The sequence below is a fragment of the Streptomyces sp. L500 genome, assembly GCF_054551825.1.
The window spans coordinates 150,908-173,635 of sequence record NZ_JBTOLC010000008.1; the positions used below are offsets into that span (position 1 = coordinate 150,908).

Sequence of the window (22,728 nt, forward strand, 5' to 3'; positions counted from 1 at the left end):
CTCTCGCGACGAGCGGGACCGGGGCGGCGGCCCGGGAGGCGCCGCCCCGGGGCGTGGGCGGCCGCTCAGGCGTGCCCGGCGGCCTGGCGGTAGCGCGTGGTGCGGTGCACCGGATCGGTGTCTATCTTCGGGATGACGTGCTCGCCGATGAGCCGGATGGTCGTCATCGTGTCCTCGGGGGAGATGCCGATCGGCAGCCCGAAGGACAGCTGGTCGGCGCCGGCCTGCTCCCAGCGCTTGCACTGCCGGAAGACCTCGTCGGGGTCGCCGCAGATCATCAGCTCCTCGGCGATGAGCAGCTCGATGATCTCCTCGGTGTACTCCGGCAGCAGTTCGGGCCACCGGGGGATGCCCTCGGGGCGGGGGAACGTGTCGTGGTAGCGGAAGAGCAGCGACTGGAGGTAGTTGAGGCCGCCGCCGACCGCGATCTCGACGGCCTTGGCGTGGGTCTCCGCGCAGATGGCGGTCGAGGTGACCATGACGTTGTCGTTGACGTAGTCGCCGACGGGCCGGGCCTTGTCGATCGCGGTCTTGTAGGAGTCGACGACCCACTCCATGTCGGAGACCTTCTGGACGCTGAAGCCGAGGACGCCCAGCCCCTTGCCGGCCGCCATCGCGTACGAGGAGGGCGACCCGGCGGCGTACCACATGGCGGGGTGGGAGGGTCCGTACGGCTTGGGCAGGACCGTGCGCGGCGGAAGGGACCAGTGTTTGCCGGCGAATCCCTCGTAAACCCCCTCGCGCCACATCTTCGGGAACTCGGCGATGGTCTCCTCCCACATCGCCTTGGTGGCGTCCATGTCGGTCACGTCCGGCAGGAAGCCCAGGATCTCGTGGCTGCCCGCGCCCCGCCCGGTGCCGAATTCGAAGCGTCCGCCGGAGAGGTGGTCCAGCATCGCGGCCTTCTCGGCCAGCTTCACCGGGTGGTTGACCTTGGGCAGGGGGTTGAAGATGCCGGAGCCGAGGTGGATGCGCTCGGTGGCGTGGGCGAGGTATCCGAGGTAGACGTCGCTGGCGGAGAGGTGGGAGTACTCCTCCAGGAAGTGGTGCTCGGTGGCCCAGGCGTACTTGAAGCCCGACTTGTCCGCCTGGACGACGTAGGCGGCCTCCTCCATCAGCGCGTGGTGCTCGGCCCGGGGGTCGGTGCGCGACCGGCTCGCCGGCACATAGCCCTGCACGAAGATCCCGAATTCCACGGAGGTCACCGCCCGACTTCGCTGTTTCCGATATCTGACGCCTCGTCAGATCGACTGACGCGATGCGACTGTGGCACCGGTCACACCCACCGTCAAGGCCACCGCGTACCGCCGGTCACACGGGGACGGCATTGGGGTGGCACCGGGACGACACTGGGGCGGCACCGGGGCGGCCCCGGGATGGTCCCCGCCTCACGCCGGTACGGCACCCGCCCAGAGTCCCTCCGGCGTGAGGCCGAGCAGCTCGATGGCGTTGCCCCGGACGACGCGCTCCACGACCTCCGGCGCCAGGTGCGCCATCTGCTCCTCGGCGACCTGCCGCGAGCGGGGCCAGGTGGAGTCGGAATGCGGGTAGTCGGTCTCGTACAGCACGTTCCCCACCCCGACGGCGTCGAGGTTGCGCAGCCCGAAGGCGTCGTCGAAGAAGCAGCCGTACACCTGGCGGGAGAAGAGCTCGGAGGGCGGGGTGAGCACCTTGTCCGCGACGCCGCCCCAGCCGCGGTTCTCCTCCCACACCGTGTCCGCGCGCTCCAGGACGTACGGGATCCAGCCGATCTGCCCCTCCGCGTACATCAGGCGCAGGCCGGGGAAACGGTCGAGCTTGCCGGACATCAGCCAGTCGGCCAGCGAGAAGCAGCAGTTGCCGAAGGTGAGGACGGAGCTCACGGCGGGCGGAGCGTCGGCCGACGTGGAGGGCATCCGGGAGGAGGAGCCGATGTGCATGGCGAGGACGGTGCCGGTCTCCTCGCAGGCGCGCAGGAACGGGTCCCAGGCGTCGCTGTGGACGGACGGCAGGCCCAGATGTGGCGGGATCTCGGAGAAGCAGACGGCGCGCACGCCGCGCGCGGCGTTGCGCCGCACCTCGGCGGCGGCGAGCTCCGCGTCCCACAGCGGCACGATCGCCAGCGGGATCAGGCGCCCGTGCGCCTCGGGGCCGCACCATTCGTCGACCATCCAGTCGTTGTAGGCCCGCACGCACAGCAGGGCCAGCTCCCGGTCGGCGGCCTCGGCGAAGGTCTGGCCGCAGAAGCGGGGGAAGGTGGGGAAGCAGAGCGAGGACTGGACGTGATTGAGGTCCATGTCGGCCAGCCGGTCGGGCACGCTGTAGGAGCCCGGCCGCATCCGTCCGTAGGTGATCCCTTCCAGTCTGACCTCGTCCCTGGAGCATCCGACGGCGGTATCAAGCCGCGTGAGAGGACGGCACAAATCCTCATAGACCCACCAGTCCGCTTCCGGGCCGTCGTCACCCGGGGTGCCCATGACGGGCGCGAAGCGCCCTCCCTCGAAGGTCATGCCCTTCACCGGGGCCCTCACGATGCGTGGCCCGACGCCGTGGAATTTCGCCGGTAACCGGTTCCGCCAGACGTCGGAGGGTTCCACTGTGTGGTCGTCCACCGAGATTATCTTGGGGAAGCTCACCATGGCCGACACCGTAGCGCCGAACTGACGGTTCGTCAGGACGGGGCGGATCCGGCCCGTGCCCGGGCGCTCGCGGACCGTGCAGAGAGGGCCGGACCCCTGCTGACGTAGCAGCCCTGAACAAGGCAGACTGGCCGGTGCGACCGAGCAGGACAGGCAGGGGGTCACCATGGCCGGGGATACAGGGCACGGGCAGGCGCTGCGCTTCACCGTGCTCGGGCCCGTCCGCGCCTGGCGCGGCGACGAGGCGCTGCACACCGGTTCACCCCAGCAGCGGGCGCTGCTGGCCGCCCTGCTGCTGCGCGGCGGGCGCACGGCCACCGCGCCCGAGCTCGTCGACGCCCTGTGGGGCGAGGAGCCCCCGCACGCCGCCCTGGCGGCCCTGCGCACCTACGCCTCCCGGCTGCGGAAGGCCTTCGGTCCGGACGCGGACGCCCTGGTCAGCGAGGCGGGCGGCTACGCGATACGGGTCACCGACGGCGGCCTGGACGCGGACGAGGCCGAACGTCTGGCCGCCGACGCGGAGAAGGCCCGCGCGAGCGGCGACCGCTTCCGCGCCCGCGACCTGATGAACCAGGCCCTGGCCCTGTGGGACGGCGAGCCGCTGGCCGGGCTGTCCGGCCCGTACGCCGACACCCAGCGCGCCCGGCTGGAGGAGTGGCACCTCACGCTCCTGGAGACCCGCCTGGATGTGGACCTGGAGGTCGGCGGGCACGCCGAGGCCGTCTCCGAGCTCACCGCGCTGACCGCCGCCTACCCGCTGCGCGAGCGGCTGCGCGAGCTGCTGATGCTCGCCCTCTACCGCAGCGGCCGCCAGGCCGAGGCCCTCGCCGTCTACGCCGACACCCGCCGGCTGCTCGCCGACGAGCTGGGCGTCGACCCCTGCTCCGAGCTCTCCGAGCTCCAGCAGCGCATCCTCAACGCCGACACCGAGCTCAACGTCCACCCCGCGGGCGACCGTCCCAGCCTCGGCCCCACCTTCATCCGGCCCGCGCAGCTGCCCGCGACCGTCCCGGACTTCACCGGGCGCGCCTCCTTCGTCCAGGAGCTGGGCGACCAGCTGGGCACGGCGGAGGGCAGCGTGATGGCGGTCTCCGCCGTCGCGGGCATCGGCGGCGTCGGCAAGACGACGCTCGCCGTGCACGTCGCGCACGCCGCCCGGCACCACTTCCCCGACGGCCAGCTCTATGTCGACCTCCAGGGCGCGGGGCCCGTGGTCGCCGAGCCGGAGGCCGTGCTGGGTTCCTTCCTCCGCGCCCTCGGAATCCCGGATTCCGCTATTCCGGACGGGATGGAGGAGCGCGCCGCCCTGTTCCGCTCCACGCTCGACGGGCGCCGCGTGCTCACCCTGCTGGACAACGCGCGCGACGCCGCCCAGGTCCGCCCGCTGCTGCCCGGCAACGAGGGCTGCGCCGCGCTCGTCACCAGCCGCGTCCGCATGGTCGACCTCGCCGGCGCCCACCTCGTCGACCTGGACGTGATGAGCCCCGAGGAAGCGCTCGTCCTGTTCACCCGGATCGTCGGCTCCGAGCGCGTCAGCGCCGAACGGGACGCCGCCATGGACGTCGTGGCCGCCTGCGGCTTCCTGCCGCTCGCCATCCGCATCGCCGCCTCCCGCCTCGCCGCCCGCCGCACCTGGACCGTCTCCGTCCTCGCCCGCAAACTCGCCGACGAACGCCGCCGCCTGGACGAGCTGCGCGCCGGCGACCTCGCCGTCAAGGCCACCTTCGAGCTCGGCTACGGCCAGCTCGAGCCCGGCCAGGCCCGCGCCTTCCGCCTCCTCGGCCTCGCCGACGGCCCCGACATCTCCCTGGCCGCCGCGGCGGCCGTCCTCGACCTGGGCCCCGACGCCACCGAGGAGCTGCTGGAGTCCCTCGTCGACACCTCGCTCCTCGAATCCGCCGCGCCGGGCCGCTACCGCTTCCACGACCTCGTCCGCCTCTACGCCCGCGCCTGCGCCGAGCGCGACGAGCAGCCGCCCGCCGAACGCGACGCCGCCATGTCCCGCCTGCTGGACTTCTACCTGGCGACGGCCGCCGGGGTGTACGTCCTGGAGCGCCCCGGCGACCAGCTGCTCGCCCACCTGACGCCGACCACCCACCCGGGCCTGACCTTCACCGACCGCACGGCCGCCGGCGACTGGCTGTTCGCCGAGGCCGGCTGCCTGCTCGCCTGCGTGCGCCAGCACGCGAGCGCCACCGGCGACACCCTGCGGCGCGCGGTCGACCTGCTGCTGGCCGCGAAGGACCTCGCCGAGTCCGGCGCCGACTCCCGCCAGTACGAGCAGGCGGCGTCCGCCCTGCTGACCGCCGTCCAGGAGGCCGGCGACATCCGGGCCGAGGGCCGGGCGCGGACCGTGCTGACGCACGCCCACAGCATCGCGGGCCGGTTCGGGCACGCCGAGGAGCAGGCGCGGCACGCCGTGCTGCTGGGGCGCTCCTGCGCGGACCCCATCCCCTGCTGCTACGCCTCCAACAACCGCGGCATCATCGCCATCTACGAGCACCGCTACGAGGACGCCGAGGCCCACATCGGCCAGGCGCTCAGCGCCTTCCGCGCCGACGGCAACCGCCCGGGCGAGGCCAGCGCGCTGAGCAACCTCTCCCGGGTCCACCTGGAGACCGGCCGCACGCAGTCGGCCGTCCGGCTCGCCGAGCAGGCCCTGGAGCTCTACCACGAGCTCAACGTCTCCTGGCGGCTCGCCAACGGCCTCTACGCGTACGGGATCGCCCTCACCCGCGCCGGGCGCTACGAGGAGGCCCTGGGCCGGCTCGCCGAGGCCCTGCCGGTCTTCCACGACAACAGGCAGCGGCTGTGGGAGGGCATGACCCTCTTCCGGATGGCCGAGCTCTACCTCGCCACCCGCCGGCACGCCCAGGCGGCGTCCTACGCCGAGCAGGCGCTGGTCCAGGTGCGGGGCATCGGCGGCGAGTGGCGGCGCGGCAACATCCTCACCGTGCTGGGCCGTTCCCTGGACGCGCTGGGGCAGCAGGGACGCGCGCACGCCTGCTGGACGGAGGCGCTGGCCATCTACGAGGCGCTGGGCTCCGCGGAGGCCGCCGACGTACGGGACCTGCTGACGCCTGCCGCGGCGGCGTAGATTTCCCCAGCGGGGTGCGGGAGCCCATGGGGGCTCGAAGGCGTATCCACGGGCGTGGAGCGGCTGCGTGGCGGCGGGTGACGGGCTGCCGGAGTGAGGCATTCCGGCCTATCCGAAGGGGCCGTTCCGCGCGGGCTTACCGCCTTACCAGAGGTCACAAACAAGCGGAACCAGGCCGCTTACGTGCCCGTTCATCGATCGTTTATCGTGACCCGTCAATCTAAGGGATGTCGATCCGTCGCGTCGGGGGGCAGGCGGGTCGTAGGTGAGACCTTCACCTCAGGGCGAGCAGCCCTCACAACCCGTCCGGCGGCCCTCGGGGGAGTCGCCGGGCGGGTTCTGCGATCCCTGACCGTCCCAACGACTCGCAATGCCAACGGGAGACAGCATCATGAGCGACGACAGCAATCTCAACTCGCCCATAGCGGCAACGCCGCAGGACGACCACGCCACGGGGGCGCCGCTCACCGCACAGAAGCTGGCCGGCGTGCCGGCCACGCCGCAGGACGACCACGCGACGGACACTCCGGCGATGGTCACGATGGACGACCACGCGACCAACCCGCCGAAGTTCGTGACGATGGACGACCACGCCACGAACCCGCCGAAGTTCATGGCCATGGACGACCACGCCACGATCGAGAAGCCGTTCTGAAGGCTTTCCGAGCCACGCGGTACTGAGAGAACAGCGCCGTACCGAGAAGCACCACCTCGAACAGCACCACCTCGAACAGCAACACTCTGAGCACATCGCGCATGGGGAGCTTCCGCCAGACATCGGCCGGAAGCTCCCGAAGCCCAGGGTCCTCCGGGGGAACCGAGGGGGCGGGCTGTCCGGCGGCGGGAACCCACGGGGGGCGTGGGCGACCGACGGGGGAACCGGCGAACGCGCCGACGAGGCGGACACGGGGGAACGACACCGTCTCGCGGAGCACTTGACGGGGGACAGTCCGGCGGGGGGGGACCCGGGTGGGAGAGGCAGGGGCCGGAGCCGACGGCACGGAGGGGGAGCCGTCGGCCCCGGTCCCTGCCTTTCGTCCTGCCACGGGCGCGGGCGTCCAGAGGCGGATACGTCCTTCGGCGGGGGATTCCCCGATTCCATGAGTTTTCCGCCCGAACACCCGTACTTCACGGCAACCCGCCGGTACGTTCTCCGGCACAGCACCACCGACCCACGCACGGCAACCCCCGATCAGAGGAGCCACCATGATCCGCATCCGCACCAAGAACACCCCGACGGCGCGCGGGAATGACGGGAAGCGCGGGAAGCAGACGTTCGCGATACTCGGCCTGGCCGCCGCGGCGGCGGTCCTCGGCTCGGTACCGGCGGCCGCCGACGACCACGCCTCCGGCCCCGCCGCGCTGCGCGCCCGGCCGGCGCACGTCCTGCGGGTCCACGACGACCACGCGTCGACCGCTCCCCGGCTCCTCGACGACCACGCCTCCGGCGCCTCTCTGGTCGGAGACGACCACGCCTCCAGCGCCTCCGTGGTCGGGGACGACCACGCCTCGGTCAGCCCCCGGTTCCTTGACGACCACGCGTCGGACAGCCCCCTGATCCTGGACGACCACGCCTCGGACAACCCGCTGATCCTGGACGACCACGCGTCGGGCGGAACCCTGGTCGGGGACGACCACGCCTCCGGCCCGGAGCCGAGCCGCCGCTGAGCCCCGGCGCTCGGACCGCCCGGATCACCCGGAGCGGAGTCGGCGCGCGGGCCAGGGGGTGCGGCCGACGGCGGGCGACGGCAGCCGACCGCGGCCGGAGACCTCCGGTGGACGGCCACGGCCGCACCCCGGGCCGCGCCGCGCCCCATGCCCACCGCCCGCGTCACTCCCGGCCGCGCCGCGCCCGCCGCATCGCTCCCGTTATTCCGCCCGGCGCCGCAGCAGCCCCTTGAGCACCTTCCCGGAGGCGTTGCGCGGCAGCTCCCGGACGAACTCCACCTCGCGCGGCACCTTGTAGTTCGCCATCTCGCGGCGCGCCCAGGCGATCAGACCGTCCGCCGTGACCGCGTCCCCGGCACCCGCCCGGCGGACCGCGAACGCCTTGCCGACCTCGCCGAGCCGGCCGTCCGGCACACCGACCACCGCGACCTCGGCTATCCCCGGGTGCCGCGCCAGGACCCGCTCGATCTCCGCCGGGTAGGCGTTGAAGCCGCCGACGACGAACATGTCCTTCAGCCGGTCGGTGACCCGCAGATTGCCCCGCGCGTCCAGCACGCCCACGTCGCCGGTGTGCAGCCAGCCGTCGGCGTCGAGGGCCCGTGCCGTGGCGGCCGGGTCCTCGAAGTAGCCGGACATCACCTGGGGGCCGCGGACCATGATCTCCCCGGGCACACCGGCCGCCCGCGCCCGCCCGTCGGGCCCGGCCACCTTGACCTCGGTGCCCGGGATGGCCCGGCCCGAGGTGCCCGCGACGACCTCCGGGGGGTCGCCGCGCCGGCACATCGTGACGACGCCGGTCGCCTCGCTCATCCCGTAGGCGGTGAGCACGGTGGCTATGCCCAGCTCGCCGCGGAGCCGGTCGATCAGCCGCCGGGGCACCATGGCCGCGCCCGTCACCACCACCCGCAGCGACGACAGGTCGTACGCCGCCCGGTCGGGGTGGTCCAGGAGCGACTGGTGGAGCGTCGGCGGCCCGGGCAGGACCGTGATCCGCTCGGCGGCGATCCGGGCCAGCACGGTCTCCGCCGCGAAGACGGGCTGCGGCACCATCGTGGCGCCCCGCATCAGACAGGCGATGACACCCGCCTTGTAGCCGAAGGTGTGGAAGAACGGGTTGACGATCAGATAGCGGTCTCCTTCCCGCAGCCCGGCCAGCTCGCTCCAGACGGCGAACGTGCGCAGCGTCTGCCCGTGGGTGATGACGGCCCCTTTGGGCTCGCCCGTGGTGCCCGAGGTGAAGAGGATGTCCGAGGGCGCCGCGGAGGGTATGGCGTCGGCCCGGGCCCGTACCGTCCGGGCGGGCACACCGTCCCCGGCGGCGAGGAACTCCTTCCACGTCCGGAAGTCGGCCGGGGCGTCGTCGGCCAGGACGACGACGTCCCGCAACAGCGGCAACCCGGGCAACGGCCCCCGCACGACCCACGGCGCGGCGTGCCGCGCGGCGGTGGCGTGAGGCAGCCCGGCGGTGGCGGCGGCGCGCCCGGCAGTGACGGCAGGCCGCTCACCGGTGGCGTCGGGCCACTCGCCGGTGGCGGCGGCGCGCCCGGCTGTGGCGGCCCACGCCGCTGCCACGCCACCGGTCCGGGGACGAGGGCCGGGACCGGGACCAGGGCCGGGACCGGGACCGGGCGTGGTCCCGTCCGTCCCGTGCCGCTCACCACGCGCGGCACCGCGCAGCGCCGCCACATAGGACGTGCCAAGGAAGGTGCCCGTGACGAAGAGCAGCCGGGCCCGGGTGCGCTCCAGCACCTGTACCGTCTCGGCGCCCTTGAAACGGGTGTTGACCGGCACCAGCACCGCGCCGGCGCCGACCGCTCCGAGGGCGGCGACGATCCAGTCCAGACTGTTCGGCGCCCAGATCGCGACCCGGTCACCCGTCTCCACCCCGGCGGCCACGCACGCGGCCGTGGCCCGCCCGACCCGCTCGCCGAGCTGCCGGTAGGTGATCCGGGTGCGGCCCTCGACGACGGCCTCACGGGCGGCGTACCGCTCGGCGGCCATCCGGACCAGCCGGGGTATCGAGACGAATTCCAGGTCACCACGCATCGCACGCCCTCCCCCTGCCGCCCCCGGTTTCGCGCCGACCACCCCGGCGCGCCACCAGCAGGCTGACGCTTCGTCAGATTAGCGATAGCCTTCCGCGCTGTCAGCATCGACAGCACGGAGGCGGCGATGACGGCAACGCTCAAGGACACCACCGCGATCGTCGGCATCGGCCAGACCCCCTTCGCCCGACAACTCCCCGAATCCGAGAAAACCTTGGCGTGCCGCGCCGTCCTCGCCGCGCTGGACGACGCCGGCCTCTCCCCCTCCCAGGTCGACGCCTTCGCCTCGTACACCATGGAGACCACCGACGAGGTCGAGGTCGCCAAGGCCATCGGCGCCGGGGACGTCACCTTCTTCTCCCGCGTCGGCTACGGCGGGGGCGGCTCGTGCGCGACCGTCGCCCACCTCGCCGCCGCGATCGCCACGGGCCAGGCGACCGTCGGCGTCGCCTGGCGCTCCCGCAAGCGCGGCTCCGGCCCCCGCCCCTGGCGGGACACCCGGACGCAGCTCCCCACCCCGGCGCAGTGGACCCGCCCGTACGGCCTACTGCGCCCCGTGGACGAGATCGCGATGCTCGCCCGCCGCTATATGCACGAGTACGGCGCCACCCGCGACCACTTCTTCAACATCGCCCTGGCCTGCCGCAACCGCGCCAACCAGAACCCCGCCGCCGTGATGTACGAACGGCCGCTGACGCGCGAGATGTATATGACCTCCCGCTGGGTCAGCGATCCCCTCTGCCTCTTCGACAACTGCCTGGAGACGGACGGCGCGTTGGCCTGCGTCGTCGTGGCAGCGGAACGCGCCCGCGACTGCCGCGCCACCCCGGTCTACGTGCACTCCGCCGCCCAGGGGCTGCCCGCCCAGCACCACGGCATGGTCAACTACTGGACGGACGACCCCCTGTCCGGCCCGTCCTGGACCGCCGCCCGGCAGCTGTGGAAGACGGCGGACTTCGGCCCCCAGGACATCCATGTCGCCCAGATCTACGACGCGTTCACCCCGCTGATCCCCCTGTCCCTGGAGGGCTATGGCTTCTGCGGACGCGGAGAGGGCGCGGCCTTCTCGGAGGGCGGCGCGCTCGAACTCGGCGGCCGGCTCCCCCTCAACACCGGCGGCGGCGGTCTCAGCGAGGCCTACGTCCATGGCTTCAACCTCATCAACGAAGGGGTCAGACAACTCCGCGGCACCTCCACGGCACAGGTGCCGGGCGCGGCGACATGCCTGGTCACGGCAGGCGAGGGCGTCCCCACTTCGGCACTTCTGCTGAGGAGTTGAGTGCTCATGTCCTCCATCATGCAGGGCACCACTGACAACGGCCTCCTGCTGCCCGTCCAGGACGAGGACGGGCGCCCCTTCTGGGAGTTCGCCGCCCGCGGCGAGCTGCGCGTCCAGGCCTGCGCGGACTGCCACCGGCTCCGCTTCCCGCCCCGGCCCTGCTGCCCGCGCTGCCAGTCCTTCGTCACCGAATGGCACCGCGTCTCCGGCCGCGGCCGGATCTGGTCGTACGTCCTGCCCCACCCGCCGCTGCTGCCCGCCTACGCCGACCAGGCCCCGTACAACGTCGTCGTCGTGGAACTCGCCGACGCCCCCGGCATCCGTCTCGTCGGCAACCTCGTCGCCGCGCCGGACGCCGGTCTCGACTCCGTCGACCCGTCCCGGCTGCGCGTCGGGGCGCCGGTCAGGGTGGCCTTCGCCGAACTCGCGCCCGGGGTGACCGTCCCGCGCTGGCTGCTGGAGCGCCCATGACCGTCCGCGCCGAACGCCGCCCGGACGGCGTAGCGCTCGTCACCCTCGACCGGCCCGAGCGGCACAACGCCATCGACCTCGCCACGGCCACGCGCCTCAAGGGCCTCTGGGCGGAGTTCCGCCACGACGACGACGTCCGCGCCATCGTGCTGACCGGCGCCGGCGACCGGGCCTTCTGCACGGGCATCGACCGCTCCGCCGACGTCCCCCAGCCGGGCTCCCCGTACTCCCTGGACGACCCGCTGCGCACCGTCGGCCCCAAGGCCGCCGACCTGTGGAAGCCCGTCATCGCGGCGGTGGGCGGCATGGCGTGCGGGGGCGCCTTCTACCTGCTGGGGGAGGCGGAGTTCATCATCGCCGCCGAGAACGCGACGTTCTTCGACCCGCACACGTCGTACGGGATGGTCAGTGCCTACGAGGCCGCGTACATGGCGCAGCTCATGCCTTTCGGCGAGGCGGCGCGGACGGCGCTGATGGGCACGGCCGAACGCCTCTCGGCGCGCCGCGCCCATGAGATCGGCCTGGTCTCGGAGCTGACCCCGCCCGGAGAGGCCACGGCGGCGGCCCTGCGGGCGGCGGCGGTCATCGCCTCCTACCCACCCGACCCGGTCCAGGGCACGGTCCGCGCCTTGTGGTCGACGAGGGAGCCGACGAGATCCCATACGGAGTCGCTGGCCCAGCACCTGATAGCGCTGGGAAACGCCTCAGCCCGCGAGCAGAGCAAGCTCTTCACCGGCCGCACTCGGACCTACCGGCTCAGGTAGGTTGCGGGCAATCGTCCCGCAGGGCTGGGGGCACCTCCCAGCGGTAGCTGGGGGAGGGTGGGCGCAACCGGGACCACCGGCCCGCACCCGAACACGGCGCCCCCTCGGGGGGCACAACGGCGCGTCAGCGCCGAACGTGCCCCGTCCCCTTCCCCGCGTCCAACGCGTAAACGCACCGGTCCTTGCTGCACGCGTAGACGACCCCGCCCGCCGCCACCGGCGACCCCGTGATCTCCCCGCCCGTGGCGAGCTTCCAGCGCAGCTGACCGCCCGCCGCGTCCACCGTGTACAGACAGTGGTCGGCGGATCCGAAGTGCACCCGCCCGTCGGCGACGACGGGCGTGCCAATGATGTCGCCGCCCGCCGCGAAGCGCCATTTCGGCGTGCCCGTGACCGCGTCCAGCGTGTAGAGCGCGCCACCGCTGCCCAGGTGGACCGACCCCGCGGAGACCAGCACCGGCTCCGTGGTCTGCCGGGCCTCTGTGGCGATGCGCCAGCGGTCGCGGCCGGTGGCCGCGTCCAGGGCGTAGACGGTGCCCAGGTAGTCGGCGATGTAGACGCCCCCGCCGGTCACGGCGGGGCCGGGGGCGAAGGCGGGCGGGCTCAGGAAGACCGCGGGCGCCTCGAAGCGCCAGCGCACGTCCCCCCGGGCCACGTCGATGGCGAGCACGCGCGTGCCGGCCGCGACATAGACGACGCCGTCCGGCGCGGGCAGCAGCCGTACGGGCACACCGCCGCACGAGGCCGCGTCACCCACCGGGTACGACCAGCGCTCCGCGCCCGTACGGGCCTCGAGCGCGCGCAGCCGCGCGTCGGACCAGACGTACACCGTGCCGTCGTGGACGAACGGCCCGCAGTCGGGGGTCTCGAAGTCGGCCTGGGCGCCGTTCATCTCCCACAGGAGCTCGCCGTTGGCGGCCTCCCACGCCTGGACTCCCCCGCCGCGCGTGCCGGTGACGATCGTGCCCCGGTCGGCCTTGAGGGAGTAGACCCAGCCGTCCGTGGACAGCCGCCACCGCTCGGTGCCGTCGGAGGCGTCGAGCGCGTACAGCGTGGGACCGTCGGAGGCGTGTATGCGGCCATCGGCGACGGCCATCGCCCAGGCCACGTCCCGCGTCTTGAACTGCCGCCGCCCGCTGGCCACATCGAGCGCGTGGACCTCGAACGACGTGACGTACAGCAGGTCGCCGGAGACGACGGGGGTGCCCCAGACGTCGTTGGACATCCGGAACCGCCACGGCCGCCAGCGGCCCTGATCCGTCTGCGCGGTGGCCCCGCCGTCGGCGGCGGGGGCTGCGGGGGCGGCCACTGGAGGCTGGCTGGGGACGGCCGCGGCCGACGCGCCGGCCGGGGGGCGGACCCACCCCGTGGTGGCGCCCGCGCCGGTGCCCGCGTGCGGGTCCCGGGCGTCGGCGACCCTCGGGCCCGGGCCGATCGGCACCTGCGACCCGGCCAGCCGGATGGCCCCCTCGGAAGCGGACGGCGCGCCGGCGTGGCGGCCGTGCGCGACAGCTCCGGCACCGGCCACCGCCCTGACGCTGTGCGGTCCGCTCAGCCCGCCGCGCGGGTCGGGCGTGCCGGTACCCGCGCGCCCGTCACTCCAGCCGGGTCCGCTGTGGCCGCCGGGGCCACTGTGGCCACCAGGGCCGCCGTGCGGCTCGTAGGCGGCCACGGGGTCCGGCGCCGGAGGCTCGGCGGGCCGGGGCGGGACGGCCTGACGGGCACGGCCGGCCGCGCCGGTGCCCTTCGCGGTGGGGCGGTGCCCCGCGCGGCGCTGCTCGATCAGGGTGACGGCGTTGTCGGGCAGCCAGGCCGACGCCGTGCCGCTGTCGTCGCCCCCGCCGGAGGCGAACAGATGGGGGGCGAGCTGCGACTGGAGGTCGGCGGGGCTCGGCCGGTTCTCGGCGGCCATCTGCATGCAGGAGTCGATCAGGGGCCGGAGCTCGTCCGGCAGCCCGCTCAGGTCGGGCCCCTCCCTGAGCAGCATGAACACGGTCTCGACCGGGTTGACGCCGTGGAAGGGGGCGTGCCCGGTCGCCGCGAAGACCAGGGTGGAGCCGAGGGAGAAGATGTCGCTGGCCCCGGTGACGCTCCGGGAGTCGCGCGCCTGCTCGGGCGACATGTAGGCGGGCGTGCCGACGGCGACGTTGGTCATGGTCAGCCGGGTGTTGGAGACGCCCGAGGCGATGCCGAAGTCGATGACCCTCGGCCCGTCCTCCACCACGAGCACGTTCGACGGCTTGAGGTCCCGGTGGACGAGCCCGGCGCCGTGGATGGACTGGAGCGCCTCCGCGACGCCCGCGGCCAGCCAGCGCACCGCCTGGGCCGGCAGCGGCCCGCACTCGGTGATGATCTCCTCGAGCGAGGGGGCGGGCACATAGGCGGTGGCCAGCCAGGGTACGGCCGCCCTGGGGTCGGCGTCGACGACGGCGGCGGTGTAGAAGCCGCTGACCGCACGGGCCGCTTCCACCTCACGGGTGAAGCGGACGCGGAAGAGCTGGTCCTCCGCGAGCTCCGTGCGCACCGTCTTGATCGCCACCCGTCGGCCGGACGCCGAGCGGGCGAGATAGACCAGCCCCATGCCGCCGGCACCGAGTCGGCCGAGCACCTCGAACGGGCCGATCCGTCTCGGGTCGTGCTGCGTAAGCTGCTCCACCACTGACCTGCCACCTCCCCGTGGGGGCTTGAAGGGTTCCAGCCCCGTGCAGCGTCTCTCCGCGAAATTATCCCGGGGTACGCACCCCAGATTCTTCCTGGCGAAGCCCTCGGTTGCGAACCCGGGGCGCGCTTCGCCGTGTCTCCGCCATATGGGGCCATATCCCCCGCCATGCGGAACGACCCCTCTCACCTGCTGCTCCGCAGCACTCCCGGGCCCGTCGGCTATCCCGGCCCCGGGTGCGCGACATCGATCACGGCGAAGTCGGCACCCTGGTCGTCGGCGAGAACGGCGAACCGTCCGTACGGCGTGTCCTGCGGCTCCCTGCGCACCCGCCCGTGCAGCCGGAGCGCCTCGCGCACCACCGCGTCGCAGTCCTCGACGACGAAGTAGGCGAGGAAGTGCGCGGGCATCTCCCGGGGGAACCGCTCGTCCATGACGGCTCTGCCCGCGACCGCGTTCTCCGGGGTGCCCGGGGTTCCGGCGGGCGTCCAGACGGCGAAGTCGATGCCCGCCTCCTCGCTCACGTCGTGCGTGGTGAAACCGAAGACCGCCTCGTAGAAGGGGTCGACCGCCGGGGCGTCCCACGTGTACACCTCGGCCCAGCCGTACGAGCCCGGCTCACCGCGCTTCTCGAAGCCCCGGTGGCTGCCTGCCTCCCAGACGCCGAAGGTGGCCCCGCCGGGATCGGCGGCCATCAGCATCGTGCCGAACGGGCCGACGGGCATCGGGCCCATGAAGATCTGACCGCCGGCCGCCCTGATCCGGTCCGCGGTGACCAGCGCGTCATGGGAGGCGAAATAGATCGACCAGGCCGTCGGGAACCGGCCGTCCGGCTTGGGCGCCAGCGCGGCGACGTTCTTCCCGTCGTGGAATGCGTGGGTGTAGTGCCCGTACTCGCCCCCGCTGTCCTCGAATGTCCAGCCGAGAAGTCCGCCGTAGAAGCGCTTGCCGGCTTCCACATCTGCGAGCATGGCGTCCGCCCAGCACGGCGCGCCTTCGCGGAATGCTTCCGTGGCTGCGCTCATGGTGCGGCTCCTTCCGCGCGGTCGGGTTCCGCGCGTGCGGGCGGGGCGTCTGCTACGCGGAGTGTTCTGGCAGCCACGGTAGAGGCAGATCGCCGATCTCGCTCGGCCTGTGGATAACCGGAAATCGGAGCCGTCGGCTTCTCCGTCCACGGCTTGTTGATAGGACAATTCACCGGTACGGGCCAATCCGGTCCGACTCTCCCGTCCCCCCTTCCAACCCCGTCTGACCTGCGATTACATACCTTCGCGCACCCCTGCCCCCATTTGCATGCGGCCGAATCGCGCTCCGATCACCCCTCGGTAAGCTGACGGCATGACAGGACAAGTACGCACCGTCGACGGCCGCGTGGCCGGTCGACGCGGTCAGGCGACGCGGCAGAAGCTGCTCGACTGCCTCAGCGAAATGCTCAGCTCCTCGCCCTACCGCGATGTCAAGGTCATCGATGTCGCCCGCCGGGCCGGCACTTCTCCGGCGACCTTCTACCAGTACTTCCCCGACGTCGAGGGCGCCGTCCTCGAAATCGCCGAGGAAATGGCGAAGGAAGGCGCGACGCTCACCGATCTCGTCGCGGGCCGTTCCTGGGTCGGCAAGTCCGGCTGGCAGGCGGCCGAAGAACTGGTCGACGGCTTCCTCGGCTTCTGGCGCAAACACGACGCGATCCTGCGTGTCGTGGACCTGGGCGCGGCCGAGGGCGACAAGCGGTTCTACAAGATCCGCATGAAGATCCTCAACGCCGTCACCAACTCCCTGACGGACTCCGTCAAGGAGCTCCAGTCCAAGGGGAAGGTGGACAAGGACCTCAACCCGGCGGCCGTCGCGGGCTCACTCGTCGCCATGCTCGCCGCGGTGGCCTCCCACCAGAAGGGCTTCCAGAGCTGGGGAGTCAAGCAGGCCGAGCTCAAGCCGAACCTCGCCCTCATCGTCCACCTGGGCATCACCGGCAAGAAGCCGACCAAGTAGCGACCGCGCGCCCGCCGCGGCCACCCGGCCCGTCCGCGTGCCGCGCTGCTCGCCGCGTTCCCGCAGCGTGCGGGCACTTCGAACGTGCCGGCGCGTCAGGGACGCCCGCCCTTCGCATGTCCTGTCATCGTGGCGGCTGGGGCCGCCCGGGCCGTCGAGCCCGGGCGGCCCCAGCCGTGCCGCATTCCCGCGAAGGATCCCGGCGTCGCTGCCGCCGCTACCGCCGTTCCAGCCGGAAGAGCCGGATCTCCCGCTCCACGCGCGCCTGGTAACGGGCGTACGGCGGCCAGAACCTCACCACCGCCGACCACATGGCCCCCCGCTCCGCGCCCTTCAGCAGCCGCGCGCGCACCGGGATCTCCTGGCCCTTCCAGCTGATCACGACGTCCGGGTGCTTCAGCAGGTTGACCGACCAGGCGGGATGCCCGGGGCGGCCGAAATTGCTGCCGACGAGGATCCAGGCCCCGACCGTTCCGTCCTCGTCCTTCAGGGGCATGCACGCGAGCGGTGTCCTGCGGGACAAGCCGCTCTTCGCGCCCGTGGAGATCAGCAGACAGCTCGGCAGCAGGCGAGTGCTCAGCAGCACCTTGCCGCCCGTCAACCGGTGCACCGCGCGGTCGAGCGACGGAACGACATGCGGAGCGAACCGCGCGAACGACCGGGTCGAGGAGATTCTCTGTACGAGGCGTTCGACCGTCGCCATCACAACACCACCGCTTCCCTCTCTCCCGGAACACCAAACGGCCCTGTCGTGTCGAACAGCCCGGCCGTCTCGGCCGCCCGGGCCCGCAGCCGGTCCACCGGGCCGAACAGAAGCTCGTCCGAAGCCGCTCGTTTGAAGTACAGCTGTGCCTCGTGCTCCCAGGTCACCCCGATGCCGCCGTGCAGCTGCACGGCCTCACCGGAGACCCTCCGGGCGGTCTCCAGTGCCTGCGCGAGCGCGAGACCCGCCGCGGCGGGCCGCCCGGACCACGCCGCGTAGTAGGCCGCGGAACGGGCGGCCTCCACGGCGACGTACAGGTCCGCCAGCCGGTGCTTGACCGCCTGGAAGGAGCCGATCGGCCTGCCGAACTGTTCACGCACGCGCGCGTGCCCGACCGTTCGCTCCAGCGCCCGGTCCGCCGCCCCCACCGCCTCGGCCGCGAGGACGGCCGCCACACCGGCGCCCACCTCGGCCGGCTCCTCCCGCACACGGGAACCGGGCGGCCCGAGCGGCTCCGCCTCGGTGTCCCGGAGCTCGACACGGGCCTGGGGGCGCGTCTCGTCCAGCGAGGTCAGCCTGGTCCGCGTCACCCCGGAGGCCGTCGCGGGCCGTACGACGAACAGCAGGGTGCGGGCGTCGGCGTAGCCTCCCGTGCGCGCGGCGACCAGCAGCAGTCCCGCGCTGTGCCCGTCGAGCACCTGGGGCGCCTCCCCGTAGAGCCGCCAGCCGTCACCGGAACGCCGGGCCTGCACCCCGCCCGCCCGGCCACCGCCCGCCCAGTCGCCGTCCCACGACCGGTCGCCCTCCCCGGGCCCATCGCCGTTACGCGACCGACCGCCCTCCCGCGAGCGGTCGACGGGGCCCGGCCCGGTCAGCCCGAGCGCGGCCGGCAGCGTGCCGCGGGGGACGACGAGCGTCCCGGTCAGCTCGCCGGACGCCAGGCGCGGCAGCAGGTCGTCCCGCTGCTCGCGCGTGCCCAGGGCGGCGATCAGAGGAACGGTCACGGCGGACGTGGCCAGCAGGGGCGAGGGCAGGAGCACCCGCCCGGTCTCCTCGCAGGCCAGGGCCAGCTCCAGCAGGCCGCAACCGGCCCCTCCGTACCGCCGCTCGACGGCCAGGCCGGGCAGCCCCGGCCGCTCGGCGAGCCGCCGCCACAGGTCCGTGTCATGACCGGCCGGGGTCAGCACCGCCGCCCTGACCTCGGCCATGCCCGCGTGCTTGGCCAGCACCTCGCGCAACGTGCGGCGGATCTCTTCCTGTTCGTCACTGAACGCGGCGTCCATCGGCAGAGCCACCTCCTGGCTGACGAGGCGTCATATTAAAGAGAGCCGCCACGCTTTCCCAGACCGCGCGGAGCTCTATCTGATGTACCGTCAGATTCATGGCCCCAGGCACGCGCAAGGTCGCTGTCGTCGGCGTCGCCCTCTCGGACTGCGGTCGTCTCGACGCGGTCACGCCCTACGCATTGCACGCCCAGGCCGCACGCCGCGCCCTCGCCGACTCCGAACTCGACAGATCGCTGATCGACGGCTTCGCCTCCGCCGGACTCGGCACGCTCGCGCCCGCGGAGGTCGCGGAATACCTGGGGCTGCGGCCCTCCTGGGTGGACTCGACCTCGGTCGGCGGGGCGACCTGGGAGGTCATGGCCGCACACGCCGCCGACGCCATCGCCCAGGGGCACGCCGAGGTCGTGCTCCTCGTCTACGGCTCCACCGCCCGCGCCGACATCAAGGCCGGCCGGCGCACCGCTGCCCTGCCCTTCGGCACGCGCGGCCCGGCCCAGTTCGAGGCACCATACGGGCATACCCTCATCGCCAAGTACGCGATGGCGGCGCGCCGCCATATGTACGAGTACGGCACCACGCTGGAACAGTTGGCTGACATCGCCGTTCAAACCCGCGCCAACGCCTTTCACAACCCGTACGCCCTGTACCGCTCCCCCCTCGCGGTCGACGACGTCCTCGGCGGCCCGATGGTCGCCGATCCCTTCACCACGCTGCACTGCTGCGTACGCTCCGACGGAGGGTGCGCCGTCCTGTTGGCCGCCGAGGAGTATGTGCCGGACACAGCGAAGCCTCCGGTGTGGGTGCTGGGCACAGGAACCGCCGTCTCGCACGCGACGATGTCCGCCTGGGAGGACTTCACCGTCACTCCGGCCGCGCTCTCCGGCCGGACGGCCTTCGCACGCGCGGGCGTGACACCCCAGGAGATCGAGGTGGCGGAGCTCTACGACGCCTTCACCTATATGACCCTCGTGACGCTGGAGGACCTGGGTTTCTGCGCCAAGGGCGAGGGCGGCGCGTTCGCGGCCAAGGGCAGGCTGACCATCGGCGGCGAGCTGCCCGTCAACACGGACGGCGGCGGCCTCTCCGCCTGCCACCCGGGCATGCGCGGCCTGTTCCTCCTGGTCGAGGCCGTACGGCAGTTGCGCGGCGAGGCGGAGGAGGGCCGCCAGGTGCGCAGGGCCCATGGCCGTCCTCCCCGGCTCGCCGTCGCCTCGGGGACGGGAGGCTGGTTCTGCTCGTCGGGGACGGTCGTCCTCGCCCGCGAATGACGCACCCGGCCGACGGACTACCCGCCCACCCCCTCCGCCCCGGCTACCCCCTCCGGGCGGAAGACCGGCACCACCACCCCGGCGTCGGGCAGACGCCGGTGGGCCACCCGCAGCCGCATGCCGATCCTCAGCTCCCCCTCGGGGCAGTCGACCACCTCGGTCGTCATGCGCGGCCCCTCGTCCAGGTCGACCACGGCGGCCGTGTACGGCAGGCGCGAGCCGAAGGGCGGCAGGTCGTTCCGGTGGACGACGGACCAGGTGTAGAGCGTCGCGCCCCCGCCCGCCTCCTCCCAGCCCACGTTCGCGCTCCAGCAGTACGGGCAGAACTCCCGTGGGTAGTGGTGCGCCCGCCCGCACCCGGCGGCGCGGCAGCGGCGTATCAACAGCCGCCCCTCTGCCGCGGCGTCCCAGTAGGGGCGCGTGAAGTCATCGATCTCCGGCACATCCGCCCTCGCCGGTCGCGTCAAGGGGGGCTCCTTCCCTCCATGTTCCGATCGTTCCGGCGCACACCCTGTTCCTGATGGACCATCAGCTCAGTAATCTGACTTACCGTCAGCTTATCGGCCATTGAGCAGGAGTGGGCGAGAACGATGCTCGGATCTACTCACGGCACACTCACCACCACCTCCCGTCCCGCCCGGGTGACGGCCTGCGGCCGCCACCCCGGCCCTGCTGTCCATGGCACGACCACCACCGCCGAGGACACCGACGTCAGCGGACGCCCCCTCTCCTCGGACGTCCCCGACCTCGACCGGCTCTTCCGCCCCCGGACCATGGCCGTCATCGGCGCCTCCGAGACCGAGGGCAGGCCCAACACCGCCATCACCCGCCAACTCATCGGCTGGGCCGAGCGCGTCGGCGCCCGCGTCCACCCCGTGCACCCCACCCGTACGACCGTGTTCGGCCTCCCCTGCCACGCCTCCGTCCGCGATCTCCCCGAGCGGGTCGACCTCGCCGTCCTGCTCGTCGGCGACCCGGCCCCCGTGCTCGAGGAACTCAAGGAGACCCGGGCCCGCTTCGCCGTCGTCTTCGCCTCCGGCTTCGCCGAGACGGGCACCGAGGGTGCCACCGCCCAGGCCCGGCTCACCGCCGCGCTCCAAGGCTCCGGCACCCGGCTGCTCGGCCCGAACACCAACCTGAACGCCTTCGAGCGCTTCCGCGACGACCTCGACGGCCCCGCCATCGCCCTGATCACCCAGTCAGGCCACCAGGGCCGGCCCGTCTTCGCCCTCCAGGAGCTGGGCATCCGGCTCTCCCATTGGGCGCCGACCGGCAACGAGGCGGACCTGGAGTGCGCCGACTTCCTCTCCTACTTCGCCACCCGGCCCGAGGTCGGCGCCATCGCCGCCTATGTGGAAGGGCTCAAGGACGGCCGCGCGTTCCTGCTCGCCGCCGACCGGGCCGCCCGCCACAAGGTGCCCGTGGTCATGGTCAAGGTCGGCCGGACGGAGACGGGCGCCCGCACCGCCGCCACCCACACCGGCAAGCTCACCGGTGCGGACGACGTGGTGGACGCGGCCATGCGGCAGTACGGCGTGATCCGCGTGAACGGCCTGGACGAGCTCCAGGACACCGCGGCCCTCCTCGCCCGTGCCCGCCCGCCGCGCGCCCAGGGCGTCGCCGTGTATTCGATCTCCGGTGGCACGGGAGCCCACTTCGCCGACCTCGCCTCCGCGGCCGGCCTCGACCTCCCCCTCCTGTCCACCGCGAAGCAGAACGAACTCCACCAGTGGATCCCCGACTATCTGAGCGTGGCCAACCCCGTCGACAACGGCGGCCATCCCGTCGGTGACTGGCGCGGCCGGAAGATCATCGACGCGATCCTCGCCGACCCGTCCGTCGGCGTCCTCGTCTGCCCGATCACCGGCCCCTTCCCGCCCCTGAGCGACCGGCTCGCACGGGACCTCGCGGACGCGGCGGAGAAGACCGACAAACTCGTGTGCGTGGTGTGGGGCTCGCCCGTCGGCACCGAGGACGCCTATCGCACCACCCTCCTCGGCTCCTCGCGCGTGGCCACCTTCCGCACGTTCGCCAACTGCGTCACCGCCGTCCGCGCCTACCTCGACCACCACCGCTTCACCGACGGCTACCGCTCCCCCTTCGACGACGCCCCGCGCACCCTGTCCCCGTCCGCCCGCAAGGCGCGGGCGCTGCTGCGCCCGGGCGAGCAGCTGAGCGAGCACGCGGCGAAACAGCTCCTGCGCGCGTACGGCATACGCGTACCCCGGGAACAGCTGGTGACCAGCGCCGCCGCGGCCGTCCGGGCGGCCGGCCAGATCGGCTATCCCGTGGTCATGAAGGCCTCGGGGCCGCGACTCGGCCACAAGTCGGAGCTCGGCCTGGTGCGGATCGGGCTGACCTCGGCCAGCCAGGTCCGCGACACCTACCGGGAGCTGACCGAGATCGCCCGCTACGAGGGACTGCCGCTGGACGGGGTGCTCGTCTGCCAGCTCGTCGGCCAGGGAGTCGAGATGACCGTCGGCATCACCCGCGACCCCCTCTTCGGCCCCACCGTGACGGTGGGCCTGGGCGGCGTCCTGGTGGAGGTCCTGGACGACACGGCCGTACGCGTGCCGCCGTTCGGCGAGGACCACGCGCGGGCCATGCTCGGCGAACTGCGCGGGCGGGCCCTGCTGGACGGCGTCCGGGGGGCTCCCCCGGCCGATGTGGACGCCCTCGTCGAGACCGTCCTGCGCGTCCAGCGCATGGCCCTGGAGCTGGGCGACGGCCTCGCCGGGCTGGACGTCAACCCGCTCGTGGTGCTGGAGCGCGGCCAGGGCGCCGTGGCCCTCGACGCGCTGACCGTCTGCCGTTGAGGCATCGGGCACCGCCGCCGCACTCCGCGCGGCCGGGCCGCGCCCGGCCGCCTGTAGGACAAGGAGCT

General features: G+C 73.0%; 17 protein-coding genes. 9 read left to right on the forward strand and 8 right to left on the reverse strand.

The window, feature by feature from the left end:
- Positions 1-65 precede the first annotated feature (65 nt).
- On the reverse strand, positions 66-1,196 hold the full coding sequence (locus ACX9I7_RS11275; RefSeq protein ID WP_459387238.1) for an LLM class flavin-dependent oxidoreductase: 1,131 nt from the start codon (positions 1,194-1,196) through the stop codon (positions 66-68).
- Between the two features lie 192 nt (positions 1,197-1,388).
- Positions 1,389-2,618, reverse strand: a complete 1,230-nt coding sequence (locus ACX9I7_RS11280) for an amidohydrolase family protein (protein WP_459387210.1) — start codon at positions 2,616-2,618, stop codon at positions 1,389-1,391.
- 166 nt (positions 2,619-2,784) lie between these two features.
- Between ACX9I7_RS11280 and ACX9I7_RS11285 the strand changes: the two genes are divergently transcribed.
- The 3 genes from ACX9I7_RS11285 to ACX9I7_RS11295 all read left to right on the forward strand — a co-directional run bounded on the left by ACX9I7_RS11285 (position 2,785) and on the right by ACX9I7_RS11295 (position 7,383).
- The gene (locus ACX9I7_RS11285) at positions 2,785-5,715 is read left to right on the forward strand and encodes an AfsR/SARP family transcriptional regulator (protein WP_387568929.1); all 2,931 of its coding nucleotides are present in this window, start codon (positions 2,785-2,787) and stop codon (positions 5,713-5,715) included.
- A gap of 391 nt (positions 5,716-6,106) precedes the next feature.
- Positions 6,107-6,370, forward strand: a complete 264-nt coding sequence (locus ACX9I7_RS11290; RefSeq protein ID WP_358625870.1) for a hypothetical protein — start codon at positions 6,107-6,109, stop codon at positions 6,368-6,370.
- A gap of 551 nt (positions 6,371-6,921) precedes the next feature.
- Complete coding sequence (locus tag ACX9I7_RS11295) at positions 6,922-7,383, forward strand: hypothetical protein (RefSeq protein WP_459387211.1); 462 nt, start codon at positions 6,922-6,924, stop codon at positions 7,381-7,383.
- Positions 7,384-7,584: 201 nt separating this feature from the next.
- Here ACX9I7_RS11295 and ACX9I7_RS11300 read toward each other — a convergent pair whose 3' ends face one another.
- Positions 7,585-9,429 (reverse strand): AMP-binding protein, encoded by a 1,845-nt coding sequence (locus ACX9I7_RS11300; RefSeq protein WP_459387212.1) that lies wholly within the window; start codon positions 9,427-9,429, stop codon positions 7,585-7,587.
- Between the two features lie 126 nt (positions 9,430-9,555).
- Between ACX9I7_RS11300 and ACX9I7_RS11305 the strand changes: the two genes are divergently transcribed.
- The 3 genes from ACX9I7_RS11305 to ACX9I7_RS11315 are packed head-to-tail and all read left to right on the forward strand — an operon-like array spanning position 9,556 to position 11,942.
- Entirely contained in the window at positions 9,556-10,707 is a 1,152-nt protein-coding gene (locus tag ACX9I7_RS11305) for a lipid-transfer protein (protein WP_459387213.1), read from the forward strand.
- 6 nt (positions 10,708-10,713) lie between these two features.
- On the forward strand, positions 10,714-11,178 hold the full coding sequence (locus ACX9I7_RS11310) for a Zn-ribbon domain-containing OB-fold protein (protein WP_459387214.1): 465 nt from the start codon (positions 10,714-10,716) through the stop codon (positions 11,176-11,178).
- Positions 11,175-11,942 (forward strand): enoyl-CoA hydratase/isomerase family protein, encoded by a 768-nt coding sequence (locus ACX9I7_RS11315; protein WP_459387215.1) that lies wholly within the window; start codon positions 11,175-11,177, stop codon positions 11,940-11,942. Before ACX9I7_RS11310 ends, ACX9I7_RS11315 begins: the two co-directional genes overlap by 4 nt.
- A 124-nt stretch (positions 11,943-12,066) precedes the next feature.
- Here the strand turns inward: ACX9I7_RS11315 and ACX9I7_RS11320 are convergent, their stop codons facing one another.
- Positions 12,067-14,601: an outer membrane protein assembly factor BamB family protein gene (locus ACX9I7_RS11320; RefSeq protein ID WP_459387216.1), complete on the reverse strand. Its 2,535-nt coding sequence runs from the start codon at positions 14,599-14,601 to the stop codon at positions 12,067-12,069.
- A gap of 221 nt (positions 14,602-14,822) precedes the next feature.
- On the reverse strand, positions 14,823-15,626 hold the full coding sequence (locus ACX9I7_RS11325) for a VOC family protein (RefSeq protein WP_387568947.1): 804 nt from the start codon (positions 15,624-15,626) through the stop codon (positions 14,823-14,825).
- Positions 15,627-15,939: 313 nt separating this feature from the next.
- On the opposite strand from ACX9I7_RS11325, the gene ACX9I7_RS11330 reads away from it, so the two are divergent.
- The gene (locus tag ACX9I7_RS11330; protein ID WP_126914621.1) at positions 15,940-16,587 is read left to right on the forward strand and encodes a TetR family transcriptional regulator; all 648 of its coding nucleotides are present in this window, start codon (positions 15,940-15,942) and stop codon (positions 16,585-16,587) included.
- Positions 16,588-16,804: 217 nt separating this feature from the next.
- Here the strand turns inward: ACX9I7_RS11330 and ACX9I7_RS11335 are convergent, their stop codons facing one another.
- Together ACX9I7_RS11335 and ACX9I7_RS11340 are read right to left on the reverse strand one after the other, a co-directional pair.
- Complete coding sequence (locus tag ACX9I7_RS11335; protein WP_459387217.1) at positions 16,805-17,290, reverse strand: nitroreductase/quinone reductase family protein; 486 nt, start codon at positions 17,288-17,290, stop codon at positions 16,805-16,807.
- Complete coding sequence (locus ACX9I7_RS11340) at positions 17,290-18,573, reverse strand: acyl-CoA dehydrogenase family protein (RefSeq protein WP_459387218.1); 1,284 nt, start codon at positions 18,571-18,573, stop codon at positions 17,290-17,292. The genes ACX9I7_RS11335 and ACX9I7_RS11340 overlap by 1 nt, the downstream gene beginning before the upstream one ends.
- A gap of 98 nt (positions 18,574-18,671) precedes the next feature.
- On the opposite strand from ACX9I7_RS11340, the gene ACX9I7_RS11345 reads away from it, so the two are divergent.
- On the forward strand, positions 18,672-19,844 hold the full coding sequence (locus tag ACX9I7_RS11345; RefSeq protein ID WP_459387219.1) for a thiolase C-terminal domain-containing protein: 1,173 nt from the start codon (positions 18,672-18,674) through the stop codon (positions 19,842-19,844).
- 17 nt (positions 19,845-19,861) lie between these two features.
- On the opposite strand, the gene ACX9I7_RS11350 is transcribed toward ACX9I7_RS11345, so the two are convergent.
- On the reverse strand, positions 19,862-20,311 hold the full coding sequence (locus ACX9I7_RS11350) for a Zn-ribbon domain-containing OB-fold protein (protein ID WP_459387220.1): 450 nt from the start codon (positions 20,309-20,311) through the stop codon (positions 19,862-19,864).
- A 123-nt stretch (positions 20,312-20,434) separates the two neighbouring features.
- Between ACX9I7_RS11350 and ACX9I7_RS11355 the strand changes: the two genes are divergently transcribed.
- Complete coding sequence (locus ACX9I7_RS11355) at positions 20,435-22,660, forward strand: acetate--CoA ligase family protein (RefSeq protein WP_459387221.1); 2,226 nt, start codon at positions 20,435-20,437, stop codon at positions 22,658-22,660.
- Positions 22,661-22,728 lie beyond the last annotated feature (68 nt).

Excerpts from the sequence above, each read along its gene's own strand:
- ACX9I7_RS11280 (WP_459387210.1), bottom strand. The coding sequence starts at position 2,618 with ATGGTGAGCTTCCCCAAGATAATCTCGGTGGACGACCACACAGTGGAA.
- ACX9I7_RS11305 (WP_459387213.1), top strand. The coding sequence starts at position 9,556 with ATGACGGCAACGCTCAAGGACACCACCGCGATCGTCGGCATCGGCCAG.
- ACX9I7_RS11290 (WP_358625870.1), top strand. The coding sequence starts at position 6,107 with ATGAGCGACGACAGCAATCTCAACTCGCCCATAGCGGCAACGCCGCAG.
- ACX9I7_RS11335 (WP_459387217.1), bottom strand. The coding sequence starts at position 17,290 with ATGGCGACGGTCGAACGCCTCGTACAGAGAATCTCCTCGACCCGGTCG.
- ACX9I7_RS11300 (WP_459387212.1), bottom strand. The coding sequence starts at position 9,429 with ATGCGTGGTGACCTGGAATTCGTCTCGATACCCCGGCTGGTCCGGATG.
- ACX9I7_RS11325 (WP_387568947.1), bottom strand. The coding sequence starts at position 15,626 with ATGAGCGCAGCCACGGAAGCATTCCGCGAAGGCGCGCCGTGCTGGGCG.
- ACX9I7_RS11315 (WP_459387215.1), top strand. The coding sequence starts at position 11,175 with ATGACCGTCCGCGCCGAACGCCGCCCGGACGGCGTAGCGCTCGTCACC.
- ACX9I7_RS11295 (WP_459387211.1), top strand. The coding sequence starts at position 6,922 with ATGATCCGCATCCGCACCAAGAACACCCCGACGGCGCGCGGGAATGAC.
- ACX9I7_RS11340 (WP_459387218.1), bottom strand. The coding sequence starts at position 18,573 with ATGGACGCCGCGTTCAGTGACGAACAGGAAGAGATCCGCCGCACGTTG.
- ACX9I7_RS11345 (WP_459387219.1), top strand. The coding sequence starts at position 18,672 with ATGGCCCCAGGCACGCGCAAGGTCGCTGTCGTCGGCGTCGCCCTCTCG.
- ACX9I7_RS11355 (WP_459387221.1), top strand. The coding sequence starts at position 20,435 with ATGCTCGGATCTACTCACGGCACACTCACCACCACCTCCCGTCCCGCC.
- ACX9I7_RS11330 (WP_126914621.1), top strand. The coding sequence starts at position 15,940 with ATGACAGGACAAGTACGCACCGTCGACGGCCGCGTGGCCGGTCGACGC.
- ACX9I7_RS11310 (WP_459387214.1), top strand. The coding sequence starts at position 10,714 with ATGTCCTCCATCATGCAGGGCACCACTGACAACGGCCTCCTGCTGCCC.
- ACX9I7_RS11285 (WP_387568929.1), top strand. The coding sequence starts at position 2,785 with ATGGCCGGGGATACAGGGCACGGGCAGGCGCTGCGCTTCACCGTGCTC.